General features: G+C 41.5%; 17 protein-coding genes and 2 pseudogenes. 2 read left to right on the top strand and 17 right to left on the bottom strand.

Annotated features, from left to right (window positions below; all coding sequences use genetic code 11):
- Nucleotides 1–40: 40 nt before the first annotated feature.
- The 12 genes and pseudogenes from mtaB to gpr all read right to left on the bottom strand — a co-directional run bounded on the left by mtaB (nucleotide 41) and on the right by gpr (nucleotide 15,025).
- On the bottom strand, nucleotides 41–1,396 hold the full coding sequence (gene mtaB / locus JNUCC1_RS16025) for a tRNA (N(6)-L-threonylcarbamoyladenosine(37)-C(2))-methylthiotransferase MtaB (RefSeq protein WP_156646497.1): 1,356 nt from the start codon (nucleotides 1,394–1,396) through the stop codon (nucleotides 41–43).
- Nucleotides 1,393–2,157: a 16S rRNA (uracil(1498)-N(3))-methyltransferase gene (locus JNUCC1_RS16020; protein WP_156646495.1), complete on the bottom strand. Its 765-nt coding sequence runs from the start codon at nucleotides 2,155–2,157 to the stop codon at nucleotides 1,393–1,395. The genes mtaB and JNUCC1_RS16020 overlap by 4 nt, the downstream gene beginning before the upstream one ends.
- A gap of 2 nt (nucleotides 2,158–2,159) precedes the next feature.
- A complete protein-coding gene (gene prmA / locus JNUCC1_RS16015) occupies nucleotides 2,160–3,098 on the bottom strand; it encodes a 50S ribosomal protein L11 methyltransferase (RefSeq protein WP_156646493.1) in 939 nt (312 codons plus the stop codon).
- Nucleotides 3,099–3,124: 26 nt separating this feature from the next.
- Complete coding sequence (dnaJ, locus tag JNUCC1_RS16010; protein WP_331713827.1) at nucleotides 3,125–4,246, bottom strand: molecular chaperone DnaJ; 1,122 nt, start codon at nucleotides 4,244–4,246, stop codon at nucleotides 3,125–3,127.
- Between the two features lie 203 nt (nucleotides 4,247–4,449).
- Nucleotides 4,450–6,281: pseudogene (gene dnaK, locus JNUCC1_RS16005) on the bottom strand (molecular chaperone DnaK).
- 29 nt (nucleotides 6,282–6,310) lie between these two features.
- A complete protein-coding gene (gene grpE / locus JNUCC1_RS16000; RefSeq protein ID WP_156646491.1) occupies nucleotides 6,311–6,877 on the bottom strand; it encodes a nucleotide exchange factor GrpE in 567 nt (188 codons plus the stop codon).
- A 101-nt stretch (nucleotides 6,878–6,978) separates the two neighbouring features.
- The gene (gene hrcA, locus JNUCC1_RS15995) at nucleotides 6,979–8,010 is read right to left on the bottom strand and encodes a heat-inducible transcriptional repressor HrcA (RefSeq protein ID WP_156646489.1); all 1,032 of its coding nucleotides are present in this window, start codon (nucleotides 8,008–8,010) and stop codon (nucleotides 6,979–6,981) included.
- Between the two features lie 76 nt (nucleotides 8,011–8,086).
- Complete coding sequence (gene hemW / locus JNUCC1_RS15990; protein WP_156646488.1) at nucleotides 8,087–9,244, bottom strand: radical SAM family heme chaperone HemW; 1,158 nt, start codon at nucleotides 9,242–9,244, stop codon at nucleotides 8,087–8,089.
- Nucleotides 9,245–9,318: 74 nt separating this feature from the next.
- Nucleotides 9,319–11,127, bottom strand: coding sequence for a translation elongation factor 4 (gene lepA, locus JNUCC1_RS15985; RefSeq protein ID WP_156646486.1), 1,809 nt, complete (start codon nucleotides 11,125–11,127; stop codon nucleotides 9,319–9,321).
- A gap of 1,061 nt (nucleotides 11,128–12,188) precedes the next feature.
- A complete protein-coding gene (locus tag JNUCC1_RS15980) occupies nucleotides 12,189–12,437 on the bottom strand; it encodes a hypothetical protein (protein WP_156646484.1) in 249 nt (82 codons plus the stop codon).
- 5 nt (nucleotides 12,438–12,442) lie between these two features.
- Nucleotides 12,443–13,615, bottom strand: a complete 1,173-nt coding sequence (spoIIP, locus tag JNUCC1_RS15975) for a stage II sporulation protein P (protein ID WP_156646482.1) — start codon at nucleotides 13,613–13,615, stop codon at nucleotides 12,443–12,445.
- A gap of 316 nt (nucleotides 13,616–13,931) precedes the next feature.
- Nucleotides 13,932–15,025, bottom strand: a pseudogene (gene gpr / locus JNUCC1_RS15970) (GPR endopeptidase).
- 164 nt (nucleotides 15,026–15,189) lie between these two features.
- Here gpr and rpsT point away from each other — a divergent pair.
- Nucleotides 15,190–15,450 (top strand): 30S ribosomal protein S20, encoded by a 261-nt coding sequence (rpsT, locus tag JNUCC1_RS15965; RefSeq protein WP_156646480.1) that lies wholly within the window; start codon nucleotides 15,190–15,192, stop codon nucleotides 15,448–15,450.
- Between the two features lie 55 nt (nucleotides 15,451–15,505).
- Here the strand turns inward: rpsT and holA are convergent, their stop codons facing one another.
- Complete coding sequence (holA, locus tag JNUCC1_RS15960; protein ID WP_156646477.1) at nucleotides 15,506–16,543, bottom strand: DNA polymerase III subunit delta; 1,038 nt, start codon at nucleotides 16,541–16,543, stop codon at nucleotides 15,506–15,508.
- Between the two features lie 302 nt (nucleotides 16,544–16,845).
- On the opposite strand from holA, the gene JNUCC1_RS15955 reads away from it, so the two are divergent.
- Nucleotides 16,846–16,980, top strand: a complete 135-nt coding sequence (locus JNUCC1_RS15955; protein ID WP_156646475.1) for a YqzM family protein — start codon at nucleotides 16,846–16,848, stop codon at nucleotides 16,978–16,980.
- 76 nt (nucleotides 16,981–17,056) lie between these two features.
- Here JNUCC1_RS15955 and JNUCC1_RS15950 read toward each other — a convergent pair whose 3' ends face one another.
- The 4 genes from JNUCC1_RS15950 to JNUCC1_RS18840 form a co-directional block, all read right to left on the bottom strand.
- Nucleotides 17,057–19,339, bottom strand: a complete 2,283-nt coding sequence (locus JNUCC1_RS15950) for a DNA internalization-related competence protein ComEC/Rec2 (RefSeq protein ID WP_156646473.1) — start codon at nucleotides 19,337–19,339, stop codon at nucleotides 17,057–17,059.
- A 76-nt stretch (nucleotides 19,340–19,415) separates the two neighbouring features.
- Nucleotides 19,416–19,976, bottom strand: a complete 561-nt coding sequence (locus JNUCC1_RS15945; protein ID WP_156646472.1) for a ComE operon protein 2 — start codon at nucleotides 19,974–19,976, stop codon at nucleotides 19,416–19,418.
- 72 nt (nucleotides 19,977–20,048) lie between these two features.
- Nucleotides 20,049–20,315: a ComEA family DNA-binding protein gene (locus JNUCC1_RS18845; protein WP_231784252.1), complete on the bottom strand. Its 267-nt coding sequence runs from the start codon at nucleotides 20,313–20,315 to the stop codon at nucleotides 20,049–20,051.
- Nucleotides 20,309–20,641 (bottom strand): SLBB domain-containing protein, encoded by a 333-nt coding sequence (locus JNUCC1_RS18840; RefSeq protein WP_231784251.1) that lies wholly within the window; start codon nucleotides 20,639–20,641, stop codon nucleotides 20,309–20,311. The genes JNUCC1_RS18845 and JNUCC1_RS18840 overlap by 7 nt, the downstream gene beginning before the upstream one ends.
- Nucleotides 20,642–20,743 lie beyond the last annotated feature (102 nt).

The raw sequence follows: 20,743 nt of genomic DNA, 5'->3' as shown, positions 1-20,743 counted from the left end.
CATCTGTTGCATAAAGAAAACCGGCAAGCGCCGGTTTTCTTTATGACTGTGCTGATATAGGCTGATTCGTTGCTTCGTCCATTATGCGCACAAATTGTCCTTCATTAATTGGATAGTCTACTTTCAATAACTTAATGCGAACAATTTGTCCGATCATATCGGGCGTACCTTCAAATTTCACTTTCAGATAATTATCGGTGTAACCAATCAGCATGTTGGGTTCATCTGGGTCTTCGGAATGTTCTTCTGGTATCACTTCAAGCAATTCATTCTCAAACTGTTTAGCATATTGCATGGCAAGTTTTTCTGACAATGTGATCATTTGATGCACCCGATCATTTTTTGTATCGTTATCGACTTGGTTGTCCATGCGTGCGGCAGGTGTGCCGGTTCTGCGTGAAAATGGAAATACATGCAATTCAGCGTAGCCAAGGTCTTCAATAAATTGATAGGTTTCATTAAATTCTTTATCTGTCTCGCCTGGAAAACCGACAATTACATCTGATGTAATCGCTAAATCGGGTAAAGCTTGACGGATCTTTTCAATCTTTTCACGGTAATATGCTGTGGAGTATTTACGACGCATACGTTTAAGCACAGAGTCAGAGCCAGCCTGAAGCGGAATATGCAAATGCCGGACAATTTTCTTTGATTGGTCAAGGATATCAATCACTTCATCTGTAATTTGACTGGCTTCAATTGAAGAAATTCGAATGCGCTTGAGTCCTTCCACTTTATGTTCCAAATCATAAAGCAGGTTGGCAAAATTATAATCTTTCATATCTTCACCATAGCCTGCTGTATGAATGCCTGTAAGCACAATCTCTTTATAACCAGCCTCAACAAGCTGTCTCGCTTGCTTCAATACATTCTCTGGATCCCGCGACCGTAATAACCCTCTGGACCAGGGGATAATGCAGAAGGTACAGAAATTATTACAACCTTCCTGTATCTTTAAGGATGCCCGGGTACGATCGGTAAATGCCGGTACGTCCATTTCTTCAAACGTACGGTTTTTCATAATGTTTGCGACACCATTGATGGGCTGTCGTGTTTTCATATGTTCTTCAATATAGCCGATCATTTCTTTTCGGTTCTGAGTGCCGACAACTACGTCAACGCCGGGAATTTCCATGATTTCACCAGGTGATGTTTGGGCATAACATCCCGTCACACAGACAACTGACTCAGGGTTTTTTCGAACTGCTCTGCGTATGACCTGCCTGCTTTTCTTGTCACCAGTATTTGTGACTGTGCATGTATTGATTACATAAATATCAGCCTGTTTTTCAAAATCCACCCGCTCATACCCATTTGCTTTGAACATATTCCAAATGCCTTCTGTTTCATAGTGATTGACTTTACAGCCAAGTGTATGGAAAGCAACTGTTGTCATGATTGACACCTCAATTCTTCTAAATGGTAACTTACAGCAGCTAAAATATAAAGAGCTGCTGTTTCTGTGCGTAATATACGCGGACCAGTTCGAACGGCAAGAAATCCGTTTTTTTGCATTTCATTTGCTTCTTCTAGAGTCAGCCCACCTTCTGGCCCAATAACGACCAAGAGCTTTTTTCCAGGTTCCAGTTCTTGAATAATCCCGGAAAGAGCCGCATGTCGAGATTTAATCTTTGCTTCTTCTTCATATGCTAACATAGTGACGTCATAGTCGCCAGAGACATTGATAATGTCTTGTAATTCCATTGGGTTATGTATGACCGGAATCCGTGTCCGGTGGGACTGCTCTGCGGATTCCTTAACAATTTTTTCATAACGATTTAGTTTCTTGTGTGCCTTTTGCTGATCCCATTTAACAACAGAACGTGCTGCTTGAAAAGGAATGAAACCAGATGCACCCATTTCCGTTCCTTTTTGCAGAACGTATTCCATCTTATCGCCTTTCGCGAGCCCTTGGACGATCGTAATGTCAACAGGGAGTTCCGGGGTTTGTTCCATCCACTCAACAAGTGCGCACACCACTTGCTGTTGAGCAACCGTTTCAATCTTACACAAAGCCGCATGGCCTCCAGGATCAACACAAACAATGGTATCTCCAGTATCCATACGCATTACTCGGGCAATATGATGGGCGTCATCTTGCTTAATGAGTATTTTATCGTTTCGCCAGCTTGACTCTGGCACAAAATAACGCTGCATATTTACACCTGCTTCTTTTGGGCACAAATAGATACCCAGTCTTCCATTTCAGCCACTTCTTTTATTACAAATCCGGCCACAGTCAAAGCATCTATTACCATCGCTTTCTTTTCCATGATAATACCTGAAACAATAAACAAACCATCCGTTTCAAGTTTATCCCATGCATCGTCTGTAAATTGCACAATAACCTCGGCGAGTATATTAGACACAATAATATCAGCGCAAAGATGCGTTTTTTCAAGCAAGTTGCCTTGCTCAACACGAACATGATCTAGAAAACCATTTAAGTCCAGGTTGTTTCTGGTACTGCTTACTGCAACATCATCCAGGTCCAGAGCATGAACTGAGCCCGCCCCTAGTAACACTGAGGCAATACTTAAAACCCCTGACCCACAGCCAACATCAATAACTTTTTGCCCCTGTTCTACATATGACTCAAGCATTCGAATGCATAATTGAGTTGTCGGATGTGTACCCGTGCCGAACGCCATGCCAGGATCCAGCTCCAGAATGATTTCGCCTTCCTCAGGTATATACGTTTCCCATGTTGGTACAATGACAATTTTATCAGAGACTTTTACTGGTTTATAATAAGCCTTCCAGGCGGTCGCCCAGTCAGTTTCATCCATTTCCTTGATTGTAATGGAGCCATTTCCAATATCAAAAAAGGCTTTTAGATTCTGTAATGATGTATTGAGCTGTTGTGTTGCCGTCTTCAAATCAAAGTCCTCGGGGAAATACGCCTTAACATTGACCCCCTTTTCGGGGTAATCACCCGGATTCAGTTCATAGATTTCACCAAAAAGGGAATCTCGATCTTTAATCATATCAAGCGGGTCTTCAATTGATACGCCGCTTGCCCCTATTTCATGAAAGGTATGGCTAACTGCTTCGACCGCTTCTCTATTTGTATTGACAGCTACTTCATTCCATTTCATCAGACCCACTCATTTCTTTTTCAAGGTTACTCACCTTTAAATGCATTTTTAAATCGCTGGAAGAAAGAATGTTGTTCTTCTGTAGTATCGTGACCGCCAATTTCATTAAACTCCCGCAACAGGTCTTTTTGCCGTTCGGATAATTTTGTCGGTGTCACAATACGAATTTGGATGTGCTGATCGCCATGACCCATACCATGAACATTTGGTACACCTTTCCCTTTTAGTCGAAATGTTTTACCGGTTTGTGTACCTGAAGGGATTTTCAATTTAACATTCCCATGAACTGTAGGTACTTCAACCTCATCTCCCAGAGCTGCCTGAGCGAAAGTTAATGGCAGTTCACAGTATATATGATCGCCATCTCGTTCGAAAAAGTCATGTGGCTGGATACGCACACCGACAAACAAGTCTCCCGGCGGCCCTCCATTAATACCGGATTCACCTTTCCCGGTTACACGAATTTGTTGCCCTTCGTCAATACCAGCAGGGATGGAAATGTGAATTTGTTTATGTTTTTTAACACGACCTGCTCCACCGCACGTGCTACATTTTTCCGGAATAATTGTGCCTGTACCATTACAATAATGACACACACGCCTGTTCACAACTTTTCCAAATGGGGTTGATTGTTCCGTATTTAACTGACCAGAGCCATTACAATGGCCACACGTTTTAGTCTGTGTTCCTGGTTTAGCACCGGAACCCTGACAAGTGTCACATTCTTCTTCCCGCGGTATCCTTATGTCGGCTTCCTTACCAAAAATTGCTTCTTCAAAGTCAAGTGTGATTGTATATTGCAAATCAGCACCCTGTCTCGGGGCGTTCGGGTCTTGTCTTCTGCCCCCACCTCCGAAAAACATGTCAAAAATGTCACCGAAACCGCCAAAGTCCTGGGCGCCACCAAAGCCGCCAAAACCTTGGTTATCTGTTCCGGCATGCCCAAATTGATCATACTGTGTACGTTTTTGCTCATCACTCAGCACTTCATAAGCTTCTTTTACTTCTTTAAACTTGTCAGCGGCGTTTTCTTCTTTGTTCACATCTGGGTGATATTTTCTGGCCAGCTTTCGGTATGCCTTTTTTATATCTTCTTTCGATGCGTCTTGTTCCACACCGAGAACGTCATAATAATCACGCTTACTCACTATTAAATCACTCTCCCGATCCACTATTGCATAGGTTTCATAATATCACTAACACACACTTCATAGCAACTAATGCTTTGTCTGCCTACATATACATTAAGTTTGTTACATGACTTAAAACAAAAAAGTTTTTTTATGAGAAGGGTTGGATACAGTAAAAAAGTCAAAGTCAAGGGGATCCTGACTTTGACTTTTTAAAGTGTTTACTTCTTGTCGCTTTCTTCGTCATCTACTTCTTGATAATCAGCATCAACGACATCTTCATCACTATTTTCTGCACTTTCTTCAGCACCCTGATTTTCCTGCTGCATTTGTTCATACAGTTTTACAGAAAGTTGCTGAACTTGTTCTTCAAGTGCTTCTTTCTTGGCTTTGATTTCGTCAAGGTCGTCGCCTTCAAGCGCTGTTTTCAGCTCATCTTTGGCTGATTCGGCTTTTTGCTTTTCTTCATCAGTCACTTTATCGCCAAGATCTTTAAGTGTCTTTTCAGTTGTGAAGATCATTTGATCAGCTTCGTTTCTGAGATCAACTTCCTCACGGCGCTTTTTGTCTTCTTCAGCGTTTTCTTCTGCTTCTTTCACCATGCGGTCGACTTCATCATCAGAAAGACCAGAGGATGACTTAATGGTAATCGACTGTTCTTTATTGGTTCCTTTGTCTTTGGCGCGAACATTTACAATACCATTAGCATCAATATCGAATGATACTTCAATTTGTGGAATCCCTCTTGGTGCTGGTGGAATATCCGCGAGCTGAAAACGTCCGAGCGTTTTGTTATCAGCAGCCATTTCACGCTCACCTTGCATGACATGGATATCTACGGCTGTCTGATTATCAGCAGCTGTTGAGAACACCTGTGAATGACTTGTTGGGATTGTTGTGTTTCGTTCGATAAGCTTCGTGAACACACCACCCATTGTTTCAATACCGAGTGATAAAGGCGTTACGTCAAGAAGCAGTACGTCTTTGACATCACCTTGCAGAACGCCACCCTGGATTGCTGCACCAAGAGCAACTACTTCATCAGGGTTAACACCTTTCGAAGGTTCTTTACCAGTTTCTTTCTTAATTGCTTCTTGAACGGCCGGAATACGAGTGGAACCGCCGACAAGCAATACTTTCTGTATATCGTTCATGGACAGACCTGAATCCTTGATCGCCTTACGAGTAGGAATCATCGTACGTTCTACGAGATCTGAAGATAGTTCTTCAAATTTCGCTCTGGACAATGTCATTTCTAGGTGAAGCGGACCTGCATCGCCAGCAGTGATAAATGGCAACGAAATCTGTGTTTGAGTCACACCGGAAAGATCTTTTTTCGCTTTTTCAGCGGCATCTTTCAACCGTTGTACAGCCATTTTGTCTTTAGACAAATCGAGACCATTTTCTTTTTTGAATTCTGCTACCATATGGTCGATAATGACGTTGTCAAAATCGTCACCACCAAGGTCATTTTGTCCGGCAGTTGCAACAACTTCAAAGGTACCATCGCCGATATCCAGAATAGATACGTCAAATGTACCGCCACCAAGGTCGTAAACAAGGATGGTTTGATCCTCATCTTCTTTATCAATGCCATATGCAAGTGCTGCGGCTGTTGGCTCGTTGATAATCCGTTCTACTTCAAGACCAGCAATTTTACCCGCATCTTTTGTTGCTTGACGCTGTGCATCGTTAAAATAAGCTGGAACTGTGATAACAGCTTTTTCCACAGTCTGACCGATATAATCTTCGGCATAAGATTTGATATGCTGCAGAATAATAGCAGAAATTTCTTGGGGGTATATTCTTTATCTTCTATTTCAACTTTGTAATCCGACCCCATATGACGCTTAATGGACTGTATTGTGTTTGGATTTGTAATCGCCTGACGCTTGGCAACTTCGCCAACCTGGCGTTCTCCGTTTTTAAATGCCACTACAGAAGGGGTTGTCCGATTACCTTCCGGGTTTGGTATAACAACTGACTCCCCGCCTTCCATGACGGATACACAAGAGTTTGTAGTACCTAAATCAATTCCGATAATTTTGCTCATAATGATTTCCTCCTTGACTCCACACTCATTTAATTATTAACTTTGACCATTGCAGGTCTAATAACGCGATCCTTTAGCATATAGCCTTTTTGCAGTTCTTCCACAACTGTGTTCGCTTCGTACTGATCATCTTCCACCTGCATGACAGCATGATGGAGATTAGGGTCAAATGGTTCACCCACTGCATCAATGCCTTTAACTCCTGCAGATTCCAAAGCATTAACCAGTTGATTGTTGATCATGTTCATGCCTTCTAAAAAGCTTTTGTTTTCTTCGTTTGTCTCTACCGCAAGTGCACGGTTGAAATTGTCAAGAACCGGCAATATTTCTTGGGCCAAGTCCTGTGATTTATACATACGTTCAGCTTCTTTTTCTTTCTGGGAACGTTTTTTAAAATTGTCAAATTCAGCCTGAACCCGAAGAAGCCGTTCTTGCAGCTGATCCTTTTCGTTTTTTAACGAAACCAGCTCAGACTTCAGAGCTTCCACTTGTTCGTCTTCAACCTCATTTTGTTCCACTTCTTCTGCTTCAAGTATTTCTGAATCCTTTTCAACAGATTCATTTTTTTCTGTAGCATTTGTGTGTTCAGATTCCATTAAAGCCACCTCCTTGATGAGCATTTGCCATGATAGACTATATCATGAACGGTTCTCGAAATAAACCGATACGCAAAGACGTAACATGAACATCTTTCACTTTATTCATTTTGTTTAAACCACACATATAAAGCATCAGACATTTCGTTTGAAAAAGCTTGCAACAGACTGATCACTTTTCTGTATTCCATGCGGGTTGGACCGAGAAGACCGATCATGCCAGCATTACCATCCCCTAAATGATAAGAAGATGTGATAACACTTAAATCCTTAACAGCTTCCATTTTGTTTTCGTTACCGATCCTGACCTCAATACCGTTCGGTGTACCTTTAAACAATTGTGTGATTTCATCTTCATTTTCCATCATTGTATAAAACGAACGGACCTTCTCAATGTTATTAAATTCAGGCTGCATAAGAATATTCGTTTTGCCGCCAATGTACAGTTTAATTGGATAATCACCAACTATAGCGGACTTCACATATTCATATACTGTTTCATAATCATCAACATACTGTCTGAGCATTGAATGAAGTTCAACATTTACCCTCTGTGGCAAGTGGATAAGCGGTACACCATGTAGCCGGTTATTTAGTATGTTAACGATTTTTTCCAGATCAGATGAACTAATATGAGCTGGTATTGTAAATGAACGATGTTCAACATGCCCTGTATTTGTTATCAGGATGGTTACAGCTGTGTGTTCAGTAAGCGTCACAATCTGAAGCTGTTTTAATGTTGTCTCAAATATTTCCGGACCTAGGATGATCGTGGTGTAATTCGTAATATCGGACAGAATTTCTGCAGACTTCTGAACGATTTGTTCGAATTCCATAAATTCATCTTGCACAACCTGTTCAATGAAATGTATACCCTGGTCTGCACTTGGATAAGGAATTAAATGATCTACATAAAACCGATAGCCTTGCTCAGACGGAATACGACCAGAAGAAGTATGTGGTTTCTCAATATACCCCATATCCTCAAGGTCAGCCATCACATTTCGAATGGTTGCCGGACTGAAATCAACATTTTTCTTTTGTGACAATCTGCGTGAGCCCACCGGCTGGGCAGATTCAATGAAATCATCAATCAAGACTTGCAATATCAACATTTGTCGCTCTGTCAACATGATGATCACCTCTGTTAGCACTCGTTTGTGTTGAGTGCTAATTCTATAAATAAATTATCAAAAGATGCTTTTTTTGTCAACGAACATGTTTGAGATCTGCTTCTTCAATCAAAAAGTGGGCAAATACGCTGTTTCCGAATAGCAGACCTTCCTCCGTCAACCTGATCCATGCTTCATCTTCCGCAAGCCAGCCTTTTTGCTTTAAAACATCAATCGCATTGGAATAGACAAGGTCGTGGGAAAAGCCATAACGTTCTTTGAACTGTGCTTTATTGACCCCTTCCATTTTACGGAGTCCAAGGAAAAACTCTTCCTCAACAGCCTCTTTAAGACCGATCTCCTCTGCTTGAAGAAGGGGTTTCCCATCCAAATTGGCTTGTTTAATGTAAGCTGGGAGCGGTTTTAAGTTATTAGTTCGACGTCCTGGTAAATACCCGCTCGCTCCTGCTCCGAATCCATAATAATAGTCATTATTCCAATATGTCAGATTGTGTTTGCTTTCAAAACCGGGCTTTGAGAAATTGCTGACCTCATATCTGTTCAATCTGTTTTGAGCCATGGTATCTTTAAGGATATGAAACATTTCCACCTCTTCCTCTTCAGGCGGCTTATTTAAAATACCTTTTTTATGGCGTTGGTAAAATACAGTTTTGGGTTCAATTTGCAGAGAATAGGTTGAGTAATGTGGCAAGTCAAATGCCACTGCTTCTTCAACGGTTTTCCGAAAATGATTAGGAGTCTGGTTAGGCAAAGCATAAATCAGATCAATACTGATGTTTTCTATACCATTTTGCTGAAGACGACTCACGGTCGTGTAAACATCCTTTACTTTATGTGCCCGCCCCAATTCTTTAAGCATATCATTATCAAACACCTGTACACCGAGTGAGACCCTGTTAACCCCCCACTCTTTCAGCAACTTAATTTTTTCAGTGTCAATATCACCAGGATTTGCTTCGATGGTAAATTCCTCAGCGTGCGTGACATCAAATGCCTCATTGATCATGGACATAAGTTTCTCTAATTGAGCCAATGTCAAAACAGTTGGTGTGCCACCACCAATATAGATTGTTTTAACATATTTTTTGGGTTCTGCAACATTAATACCAATTTCATTAGCCAAAGCCTCCAAATAGGCATCAGTTTGATTTTCTTTATAAAAAAACTTTGTGAAGTCACAATAATGGCAGATGTGTTCACAAAATGGGATATGAATATATACCGAGTCCGGCATTGTATAACCTCTCCTTTATATGCACGAATAACGAAAAAGGGAAACTTTGGAATATCCAAAGTTTCTCCTCTGAATTAATCGTCATCCATCTGCAGTACAGACATAAATGCTTCTTGTGGAATTTCCACTGAACCAACCATTTTCATCCGTTTCTTACCTTCTTTTTGTTTTTCCAGCAATTTCCGCTTTCGGGAGATGTCCCCTCCGTAACACTTCGATAAGACGTTTTTACGCATGGCTTTAATCGTGGAGCGGGCGACAATTTTATTTCCGATGGCGGCCTGAACAGGGACCTCAAACTGTTGTCTGGGAATAAGGTTTTTTAATTTCTCTACAATATGCTTTCCACGTTCGTATGCAAAATCACGATGCACAATGAAAGACAGCGCATCAACTGTTTCGCCATTAAGCAGGATGTCCATTTTAACTAGCTTTGATGTGTGATAGCCAATTATTTCATAATCAAACGAGGCATAACCTTTTGTCTGGGATTTCAGTTGATCAAAAAAGTCATAAACAATCTCAGATAACGGTATATGATAAACAATATTCACACGAACATCGTCCAAGTATTGCATATCTCTAAATTGTCCACGCTTTTTCTGACAAAGTTCCATTACTGCTCCCACATAATCGTTGGGCACCATAACTGTAGCCTCAACATAAGGTTCTTTTATGTTTTCAACTTGTTGAGCGTCTGGCATCATTGAGGGATTGTCCACTTCCAACAATTCTTCGCTCGTTGTCTCGACTTCATAGATAACACTTGGAGCGGTAGTTATCAAATCAATCTTAAATTCTCTCTCAATACGCTCCTGTATAATCTCCATGTGCAGGAGTCCGAGGAATCCGCAACGAAAGCCAAACCCAAGTGCCTGAGAGGTTTCTGCCTCATATTGCAAAGCAGAATCATTTAATTCCAGACGTTCAAGCGCTTCTCTTAAGTCATTGTATTTATTGGAGTCTATCGGATATAACCCACAAAACACCATAGGGTTTAGTGGCTTATAGCCTGGCAAAGGCTCTTCGGCTTCATAGTTCGCAAGGGTAATCGTATCCCCGACGCGTGTGTCTCCAACGTTTTTAATGGAGGCAGTCAGAAACCCGACGTCACCGACATATAATTCATCCTGACTGACAGGTGCTGGTGTAAACACGCCTAGGTCATTGACCTCGTACGTCTTGCCCGTAGCCATCATTTTAATATGATCGCCTTTTTTTAGCGCGCCTTCTTTTATGGAAACGTAGGCAATGACACCACGATATGAGTCATATAAAGAATCGAAAATCAGTGCCTTAAGCGGTGCTTCTGAAGAACCTGCCGGGGCCGGGATATCCGAAACGATTCGCTCCAAGATTTCATCAATTCCAATGTTATCCTTGGCAGAGGCCAGAATGACTTCATTTTTATCAATTCCAACCACATCTTCCAATTCCTGAGCCACACGGTCTGTATCCGCGTTCGGTAAATCAATCTTATTAATGACAGGGATAATCTCAAGGTCATTATCAAGTGCTAAGTACACATTTGCGAGCGTCTGAGCCTCGATGCCTTGAGCTGCATCCACCACCAAAATGACACCTTCACACGCCGCGAGACTTCTTGAGACCTCATATGTAAAGTCGACATGACCTGGGGTGTCGATTAAATGAAAAATATACTCCTCATTTGTCTTGCTCGAATAATGAAGCTGTACGGCATTTAGTTTAATTGTAATTCCACGCTCACGTTCAAGATCCATGGCATCCAGATACTGCTCTTTCATTTCCCGCTGGGTAAGGGCTTTGGTGTTTTCCAATATCCTGTCAGCGAGCGTCGACTTGCCATGGTCGATATGAGCAATGATAGAAAAGTTACGGACGTTTTGTTGTTTTCTCACCATAAACGATGTTCACTCCTACATGGTCAATACACGTATCATGCATAACTTGCCACATGACAATCACGATTGAATTGTTGCTTGCTGCATTGATTATAGCAAGTGAACCATAGACAATCAATCATCAAACCAAAAACCAACCCTATTTTCGAACAGATCCCACTAAAATACCATATCCATAAACTGCGACGTAAGTGGTGGACCTAACTAAGCATGTTTGGGACTGCTTCTGGCTCCAGCTCGGGGAAAACACTTCGCGTTCCGTGGGCGCTGCTGAGCCTCGGGCCCACAGGATGTGGGTCATGAAGGCGTTGCGACAGGACGTCGCGGTTTTAGCCTTCCTTCCCCTCTGACGACCTCCGGGGTCTCACCGAGGCTTTGCATCCCACAGGAGTCTCCGTGTTTTCCCCGAGCTTTGTGAAGAACAATTTCATTCTTTCGCTTTTATGAAGAGAATGATCAAAACCGGGAAATCGCACATTTTAAGATATAATTACTCCGGAATGCAAAATTGCTCATAAATCTTATTGCAACTATGCATGTATCGGGCATTTTGTAGCCAAACCAAACGTTAAAAAAACGTGTCATAATTCTTGAGCATAGCCGTCCAAGCTACTTAATAAAATAGGGTGATTGGAGCGAAGGACAGTCGACTCCTGCGGGAATAGCACGAGTCGAAGACCCCACAGCGTTACATTAGGGAGGGTCGACTAAAACCGTCCTTTGCGGACAACGTCGACATACCCCTTGCCGGGGCAAGGAGGCTGAGGCCGTGCCCGCGGCTAGAAGACACTGTGAAAGTGATTTTCTTGAACAGATGTCGCACTTGAGCTGTGATAAAGTTAAAGCGAACTGTCCGTAGCGGAAATCACCTTACACTTATCACGCACATTGATTTGCCTTTTCGATTAACAGCCAGAATATCTCTTCCCATGAATAAATTTAAGGATTCATTAGTTCGCAGTTTGTGTCTACTGTGATTAAAATGATTTGTAGTCAGGTATTCTAAAAGAATGCTTCTGTGAATGTATATAGTACGTCGACAACGCCGTCATAGAAGCCTTTTACGACTGTTTCAAGGGACGATGCCATTTTTTGCGTGAAGTGGGGGATTGTTCCACGTCAACAGGTTCTAATACGGATGTCGGTTCGGTTTTGGGCTCCTTCTGAACTGGTGGAATGTCCTCTGCCTCATGATTTTGCTCCAGCGCTTCTTTCCACCCACCAAACATTTCACCGGAAGGATTGTTCGCATAAACAATCCCCAGCAAAAAGAATACGGCCATCAATAACACCACAGTAATAAAACGCATTTACCTCACTCCTCTTCCCCGCTCACTTTTTCAGCATCCCAATAAAATTCTCCAAACACTTCTGCAAAAATATCTGCAGTTCGATACAGTTCATCAAGTGTGTTATCCACGCCGCCTAATTCGATCAAAAGCGACCTGTCTGATAAATCCTGGTTGTAAACACCATCAACATTTGGACCTTCTTTTGTTATAACAGCCTTACTCAGACCGGGATATTTCTTTTCAAGCATTTTGTGTAACTCCCTAGCAACAAGGACGTTTCTTTCAAAATCAGGATGTTCTGCTCCGACCACAAACAAAATATTCGCATGAGGTTTTCCGTTAATATCAATTGTCGTTTTATTCCGCGGCAAGCTGTCACGGTGAACATCAATGACATATTGCAGATCTTTATTACCGGAAACTGCTGCTTTCACAACATCCCTTGAAGCGTCATATGATTGCCAATGTTTCCAACCCCGTTCCTGTAATTTGGTGGCGATGTCTGTTTGATCCACGACAGACCCGATGCCCCTATTTTTCAACCCCTCTGCAAGGCGCTTACTTACCTTTGTAATGTTAACCTCTTTATGATAAGCAAGATTCGGATTATCCACATCAGGCAAATGCGGTAAGAAAGACTCCCGGTTATGGGTGTTATAAATAAACACAACATCTCTGTCACCTGTTGTTTGCTCATGGTCAGGCTGTTGTGGTTTTTCTTGTTTCTCTTCTTCAAAAGTAGCTTCTCGCTCTTCAAGAACATCTTCAAGTGGTGGTGAGGATTCGAAAGATAAATCAGAATACCCCGTCCCTTCCCCAGCTACAATAATTTTATTTTCAAAAGTTGCAATGCCTGGAATTTCCTGACCCAGCAGGCTGCGCGGGTCATTAGGCCGCATATTTGTTGCCAACTGAAACAAGGAAGCCGTAATATTTGGCATTGATTCATCTTCGGGAAGAGCCTCCCGAAATGCTCTATTTTCAAGTCCGAGCAGCTTTAAGTAGGTTGTACTCTCGATTTCGCTTGTCCATCTTTCAATTGCAGCAGACGAGAGCCGATATGCCGGACTTAATGAAGTTAACAGTCCGATGCTGACAAACAAAATCATGATACAAGCAATATATATCCCGCTATTTTTAAAAAAACCTATCCCCTTTTTATCGGTTTGTTTCTTTTTTAAGTAATTTGGCTTCATCTGCCCACCCCTTTCCATGACTCTTGTATATCTCTATGAACGCTATATCAGAAATAGAACCAGGCAGATTAAACAACCAAAAAGACCGGTTTCTAATTCTATATAGAATTAGAAACCGGTCTTATGTTAAGACTCTTTTCTAAAAGGTTACTGAGAAGTTTTGGTTGCGTCTCTAATAATAAATTCTTGATTTTCCGATATATGAGTCCCCCGGTCGGCAGTGTTAGGCAGTCATAAGTCAGTTCGCAGTTTATGGATTTTGTGCCTTAATAAATAGCAACACTGGATGAGCAAATAGTTTCTATTTGAAATGCTATTATCTTGTATAGGATCCAAAGTTTTCAAGGTCGACTGTGTCATGTAATGCAGCATTGATACCTGAGGCGACAACGTGAGCCATATCCCTCATAAAACCGTCTACCTCTTTGGGAGTCACAATAAAATTGCGTCCAATGGGGGTAAGCACATCTTTGATCAGCGCGCGTTTTTCATCTTCTGACAACGTACCCACAAGCCCCATAAATGTATGTCGTTGTTGTTCATCAGGTAGATCTTCATCGGTTAAAGTGCGACTTCCAAATGAAAAACCAGAGGGTGCGAGGGCATTTCCAGGTCTTCCTTCATTTTCAGTTTCTCTGCCCAAATGCTTAAGCATATAATCAATCGTATCACTCGTGATTGTAACAGCGTCAACTACAGTCGGCACCCCGATGGCAATAACGGGGACCCCAGCGTTTCTTTACTTAATTCTTTTCTTTTGTTGCCCACACCCGAACCTGGATGTATGCCCGAGTCTGAAAGCTGGATCGTTTCATTGATTCGCTCCACAGACCTGGAAGCCAAGGCATCTACGGCTATAATAAAATCAGGTTTAAACTGTTCAACAATCCCAAAAATAGTGTCACTTGTTTCAATCCCCGTAACGCCCATCACCCCTGGTGTTATAGCAGCAACAGACCTGTATCCCTCGGCAACGGTTTCAAAATCAAGCTCAAACAAATGACTTGTAACTAGAATTTTTTCAGTGGTCATCGGACCAAGCGCATCCGGTGTTACTTGCCAATTGCCAAGTCCAACAATAAGCCCAGTGGCGTCTTTCGGAACTTGGTTGTGCTCAAGCAGTGCTTCCAGTTCCTTAGCCAAGATTCCCGCTGCCTCTTTTTGCTTCTTAGTATCTTGTTTTTTAACACCATCGGCATAGATCGTTACATACGTACCAGGCTTTTTATCGATAAGTTTGCCGCCTTCTGAAGAAACTTCGACATATGTGATATTCACATCATCCTGTTGTCGATCTTTAACCGTTACACCTGACAACTCGGTGTCCTTATCTTCTTTAGATTCCACATACATGTCTTTTGCTTCTACGGCCAAGTCTGTTCTGACACTAAAATCTTGTTCTTCCTTCAATTCATCACAACCTTTCAAAGTGAAGACGTTTAGTACATAGAATGGACTTTTTCGCCAAAAACATACAAGCATCACTCAGTTGTCTCATACTTTCTATTGAAAAAACGGCTCCTGTTTGATACAATATTTTTTGCTTGATGATACGTCTGTCAGGAGGTGACAATATGGCCAATATTAAATCTGCCATTAAACGTGTTGATACAAACAGAAAGAAGCATGATCTCAATCAGAATTATAAATCAGATATGCGCACACATATCAAACGTGTTGAGAAGCTTGTTGCTGCCAATGATGTTGAAGGTGCAAAAAAAGAATTGGTAAGCACCACGCGTAAGATTGATAAAGCTGTTGGTAAAGGTGTGATCCACAGCAATACAGGTAACCGTCAAAAATCACGGTTGGCAAAACTTGTTCAAAACGCATAAGACCACAGAAAAAAACGATCCTTGGTATGGATCGTTTTTTGTGTGTTTTATAATATTAATTTGGCTGTAGTCTGGCCTGTACCAATGCATAAAGCAACAGCTCAAAAGCCAGCCTCTTATCCATTTTCCCTTGTTTAAGTACAGCATCTGTTTGTGTGAGCTGTATCAGTATATTTCGTAATTGATCATCGGTGAAACGTCCTTCTCTTTGGGCATTGATTTTAATAACATATGGATGAACGCCTAATTGCTTTTGCATATGGCCTTGGCTGTATCCTTTTTCTTTCAGCCGTTTAATCTGCAAAATCGTGCGGAACTGATAGCCGAGCAAAGCCACCATCGCAATCGGCTCTTCTTTCATATCCAATAAATGATTGTGAATAGAGATGGCTTGCTCCAAATCGCCGTTAATAACCGCTTCAACCAATTGTAATGAAGTCTGCTCCATTGATTGAGCCAGTAGTGTTTCCGCCATTTCCTTCGTTATGGTGCCGCTATCTCCTGCATAAAAAGCAAGCTTCTCTATTTCATTTTGCATCATGAATAAATTAGTCGATAATTCAGCTTCAAGCAATTCAGCTGCATCTTGATCGATTGACACATTCACACGACCTGCCATGTGCTGGAGCCATTTTTTTGCTTCATACGGCTTAATCGGTTCACACGATACCGTGACCCCGTGTTTTTGCAAAGCTTTATTGATTTTCTTACGCTTGTCAATTTTTTCATAATCTGCAAGCAGAACGACTACTGTGTATGGCGCAGGGTTTTTAACATATTGATCAAGCAAATCAACATCATGCTGAAAAGACAGCTGCTTTGGTTTTGCCTGTAAAAAAGACGGCTGATTAGCAATAATTAACTTTTTCTCGCCAAAAAACGGATACGTTTCAGCATCTGCTATCATTTCCTGAACCGGCGTTTCCTCAAGATTATATGCAGCCATGTTTTCTTCCTCGCCCGGTTGAATAACTTTTTTTATTAATTGGTTTTTTAAACGCTGCATAAAATAAGCTTCAGTTCCATAAAACAAATAAACATTTGCAACCTTGCCTTTTTTTATATCACTGATTGTTTCGGTAAAAGATGCCATAGGATCACTCACTTGTTTGTAGATACTTCTATCCTAAATTGAAGCGTATTTTTTAGCAAGCATAAAAAGAGGGAGATCCGGCCAGTATGAACTCCCTCTTTAATCTATATGAACGCCTGGCAGTCAATTTCCCGGGCAAATCGATGCCAAACGATATTGCTCTTAGGTTGAGCAGAAAAAGATAAACTATAGCTGTTAAGTCTTTCTATTGCAGGAAGGACATCTATTGGATGATTTTGCATGGATGAGTGGATTTTTAACAGAATTTGTTTTATACTAATGATTGAATGGGAGGGATCAGTATGAACGAATTTGAACAAGATAGCCAATCGAAAAATAATGATGTCGTTGACTCCATTAAAGGATTTGGATTCTCGTTTGTATTTTTTGTCCTGATTTTCACTATAGGCGTTGTCATTAGCGTTATTTATTCCTAAGCAAAATATGATATGATTTCTGCCTTCAAAGAGACTGAATTACGCAGTCTCTTTTTGTGTGCGTATATACTGCTGCTCAACGAACATACTTAAGAAAACGTCCCCCATCATCTTGGTATTGAAATATCACTGCGCCGTCTTTATCTGTTCTTAGAACATGTACACCATATGTGTCGAGCACCTCCAGGACTTCAGGTGCAGGATGACCATAACGATTGTTTCGTCCTGCTGAGATCAGGCCATAACCAGGTTGAACTTCTTGAATAAATCGTGATTTAGTCGATGTTCGACTCCCATGATGTCCGATCTTGAGAACATCAATTTTCAAATCCGGAAATGCAGTAACAATGTCGTTCTCCACTTTTTCCCCTGCATCTCCTGTAAACAACCATGTTGAGTTGCCTAATTCTGTCAGGAGTACGAGTGAATTCTCATTTGGCGAGCCCCAATCCCGCCCAGGCGATAAAATTGTAAAGGGCTGGCTTCCAATTTGAAGGCTCATACCTTGTCTGACACGCTTGACATTTCCGGCGTGCTCCGCCCATATTTTGAAAGAATCAGATTGGATTTCATAATAATCGCTTATATAAATTGTTCCTACTGAAAACTCTCCCACAAGAGCATCCACACTTCCAATATGATCCCAATCGCGATGTGTTAGGAAAACAGCATCAACGTGATCAATTCCCTTTGATAATAAAAATGGTTTAATAATTTGGTTGTATACCTTGTCAGACTTATCAATGTTCCCAAAGCTAACCTGGGCTCCTGCATCAATGACAATAACACCTTTCCTATAAGGGAGTTCGATCACCAGTGCATCACCTTGACCAATATCAAGCATCGTAACAGTGCCTGTCTGAGACACATATGGTCTTAAAGTGAGCACGACTAATAACAACACAAGTGCACTTCCCCGGGCAAAGGCTTTGAAATAATGCTTCCCTTCTAATTCATGCATCATCCATAATAGAAACACATAATAGATCACAGCCGAAAAAATCGGTATTGTGCCCACAGTAAATGGCGCATACATATGTGCATCGACCCAGTACAATACATTCAAAATTTGCTGATGAACAATCACGAACAACATTTCAAGCTTATGAGCAAGAACTGTTATCGGTGCAAAAGCGAGTAGGATAAACATAAAAGGAATTACAAAGAAGGTGAAATAGGGAACGACCAACACATTGAGCAAAATGGATAAGGGGTTAAATGTATAGAAATATATAATTTGCAACGGCAGAATCATCATTTGAGATATAAAGCCGATTTTCAACAATGTATAGAACGGGGAATTTGATGTTTCAGACAACCAGCTTCTGGATAACAAGAGACCGAATGTAACAAGAAAAGAAAACTGAAACCCGATATGATAAATAATAAATGGATTAAAACCAACTACAATAATTAATATAACACTCAGAACATCCGTTAAACTTCCCACTAGCTTCCACTTCTGCATTAAAATAAACAGCCCAGCCATCAGGGCTGCCCGCCAAACAGAAGGTGCTCCCCCTGCCATTAAAGCATAGAGTGGCAGAAATGTTAGCATTACCCACCCTGCTTTTTCTTTAGTAAAAAGGCCTAAGCGGACCAAAAGGAAATAAATCAAAGCCATGACTAGACCAACATGAAGGCCTGAAATTGCCAGCAGATGCGATAGACTCCATCGCCTGAATAACTCAAGATGCTCTTTGTCAATTCCAGAATCATCTCCAAAAACAAGCCCTTTCACCCAGGCACTCGTCTCGGAATGATAAGTTGAATCGATAAGTCCTTGAAAGAAATGACTTATTTCAAAAACTTTGTTCAGATATGATTCGCTGGTGCATGCTATATCATGAGGAGATTGAAGAATAATCTGGTGATGGATGTTTTGCTTAGCTAAATATTCTCTGTAATTAAATTCAGCGGGGTTGGTGCTGGTAGAAGGGCGTTCAGAATTTGCGTGAACATTACAAACCGCGCCATGCTTAAGATCAGGAAAGAGGGTATGAGGCTGTTCATTATCTGCTGGAAAGTAAACGACCTGAATCAAGGTATTCGTGTGGTTTGTTCGGAAAGTAAACTCGGTTTTTTTGGAAGTGTATTTAACTTGTGAGGTGATTTTGCCAGTAAGTGGGGCTGTCAGAGGGCTCTCATCTTGAAGAGGTTTCGGATGGGGCATTAAAAAAAGGACATAAATCATCAAGAGCATTGAAACAATCATCACAATAGGATTGATGCGCTTCTGATAATATAGAATCCCCATCCAAATTAAAAGGGCAAACAGAAGCCAAGTTTGCTGTAAAATATAAGTAATCACCACCGTGCATGTCATAATGATTGCAGTGATATGCCAATAACCCGTCACTTTCTTCCTCCTTTTATAGAACAGGGAGTGGATGAAATTGCATGAATCATACCACTCCCCCTACTTGGGTCAGCTGTTAAGGCTTAAACAGCTGCTCTGCTTCCTGCTTATATGTATGAAACGAACTCTCATCAACAAATGGTTCCAAGGTTTGAAGCAGTTTATGAACATAGGTTTGCTTCTTACGAAAATCCTGATCAACCATCAGGTCGTTTAAGACGACTTTTTCTGTTTTAACACCGGCTTCACGAAACAACTCTACAGCATACGGATGGTTACGATAATCTTCGGCATAATACACGGCTTTAATGCCGCTTTGAATGATTTGCTTAGAACATTGGAGGCACGGAAAATGGGTGACGTATATTTCTGCATTCTCAGTCGGCACTCCAAATTTTGCACACTGGAGCAATGCATTGGCTTCAGCATGCACGGTTCTGACACAATGCCCATCGATCACATAGCAGTCATCGTCAATACAGTGTACACCACCTGAAACGCTGCCGTTGTATCCTCCAGCAATAATTCTTTTATCTCTTACGATTGTGGCACCGACCATTAGCCGCGTACACGTGCTTCGTAAAGCGAGTAAATGGCTTTGAGCCATAAAATATTGATCCCAGGAGATTCGTTCCATTGGTAATCCTCCATCTTAAATAAATTCATGATCTTTTCCAGTTTAAGGTGGAATGGTCTGCTCGTCAATCCCTTAAGGAACTTGGAGAGCATCTTTAATATTGTCTAATGTTTTTTCACCGATGCCACTCACCTCGAGTAAATCCTCCACTGTACGGAAAAGGCCATGTTCTTCACGGTGAGCAATGATCGCAGCTGCTTTTGAGGGACCAATACCTGGCAGTGTTTCAACCTCTGCCTTGTCGGCATAGTTGATACGCACTTTATCTGCTTGGGAAGATGCAGATACACCTACTGCATCCATGGCATTGTCTTCCTGATGCGGAATAAGAATCACCATTTCATCTTGAACTTTTTGGGCAAGATTGACAGCTGCTTCATTTGCCTTCTCTGTGAACCCCCAGCTTGATCAATTAAGTCATGAACTCTCATTCCCGGCTCTGCTTCATACACACCTGGTGCTCGCACTTCACCTTTAACATCAACCATGATGAAGGATTGTTCATTCTTAAGAGGCGTATCGGTGGAAGAATGATCGGAGGCAGCAGTCACCGTATCGTCTTCTGGAATCACACCTTGATCCACATCACGCGGCAATACCAAAACCAGAATTCCGACCACGGCAACAATAAGAAGAAAAAAGTGTTTTTTCAACACGGGAATCATGGGGGCACGTCCTTTACAGAGAAATAGAAGGCATTCATTACGTGGTTATTCGTATTATAGGACGTTTAAGCTCGGTTGGCAAACTGAAAAACAGGCCGGAAA

The organism is Lentibacillus sp. JNUCC-1 (genome assembly GCF_009741735.1).
In the GTDB taxonomy this organism is placed as follows: domain Bacteria; phylum Bacillota; class Bacilli; order Bacillales; family Amphibacillaceae; genus Lentibacillus_B.
The sequence above is the reverse complement of the archived record's forward strand: the minus strand, read 5'-3'. Positions and strand labels throughout refer to the sequence as shown.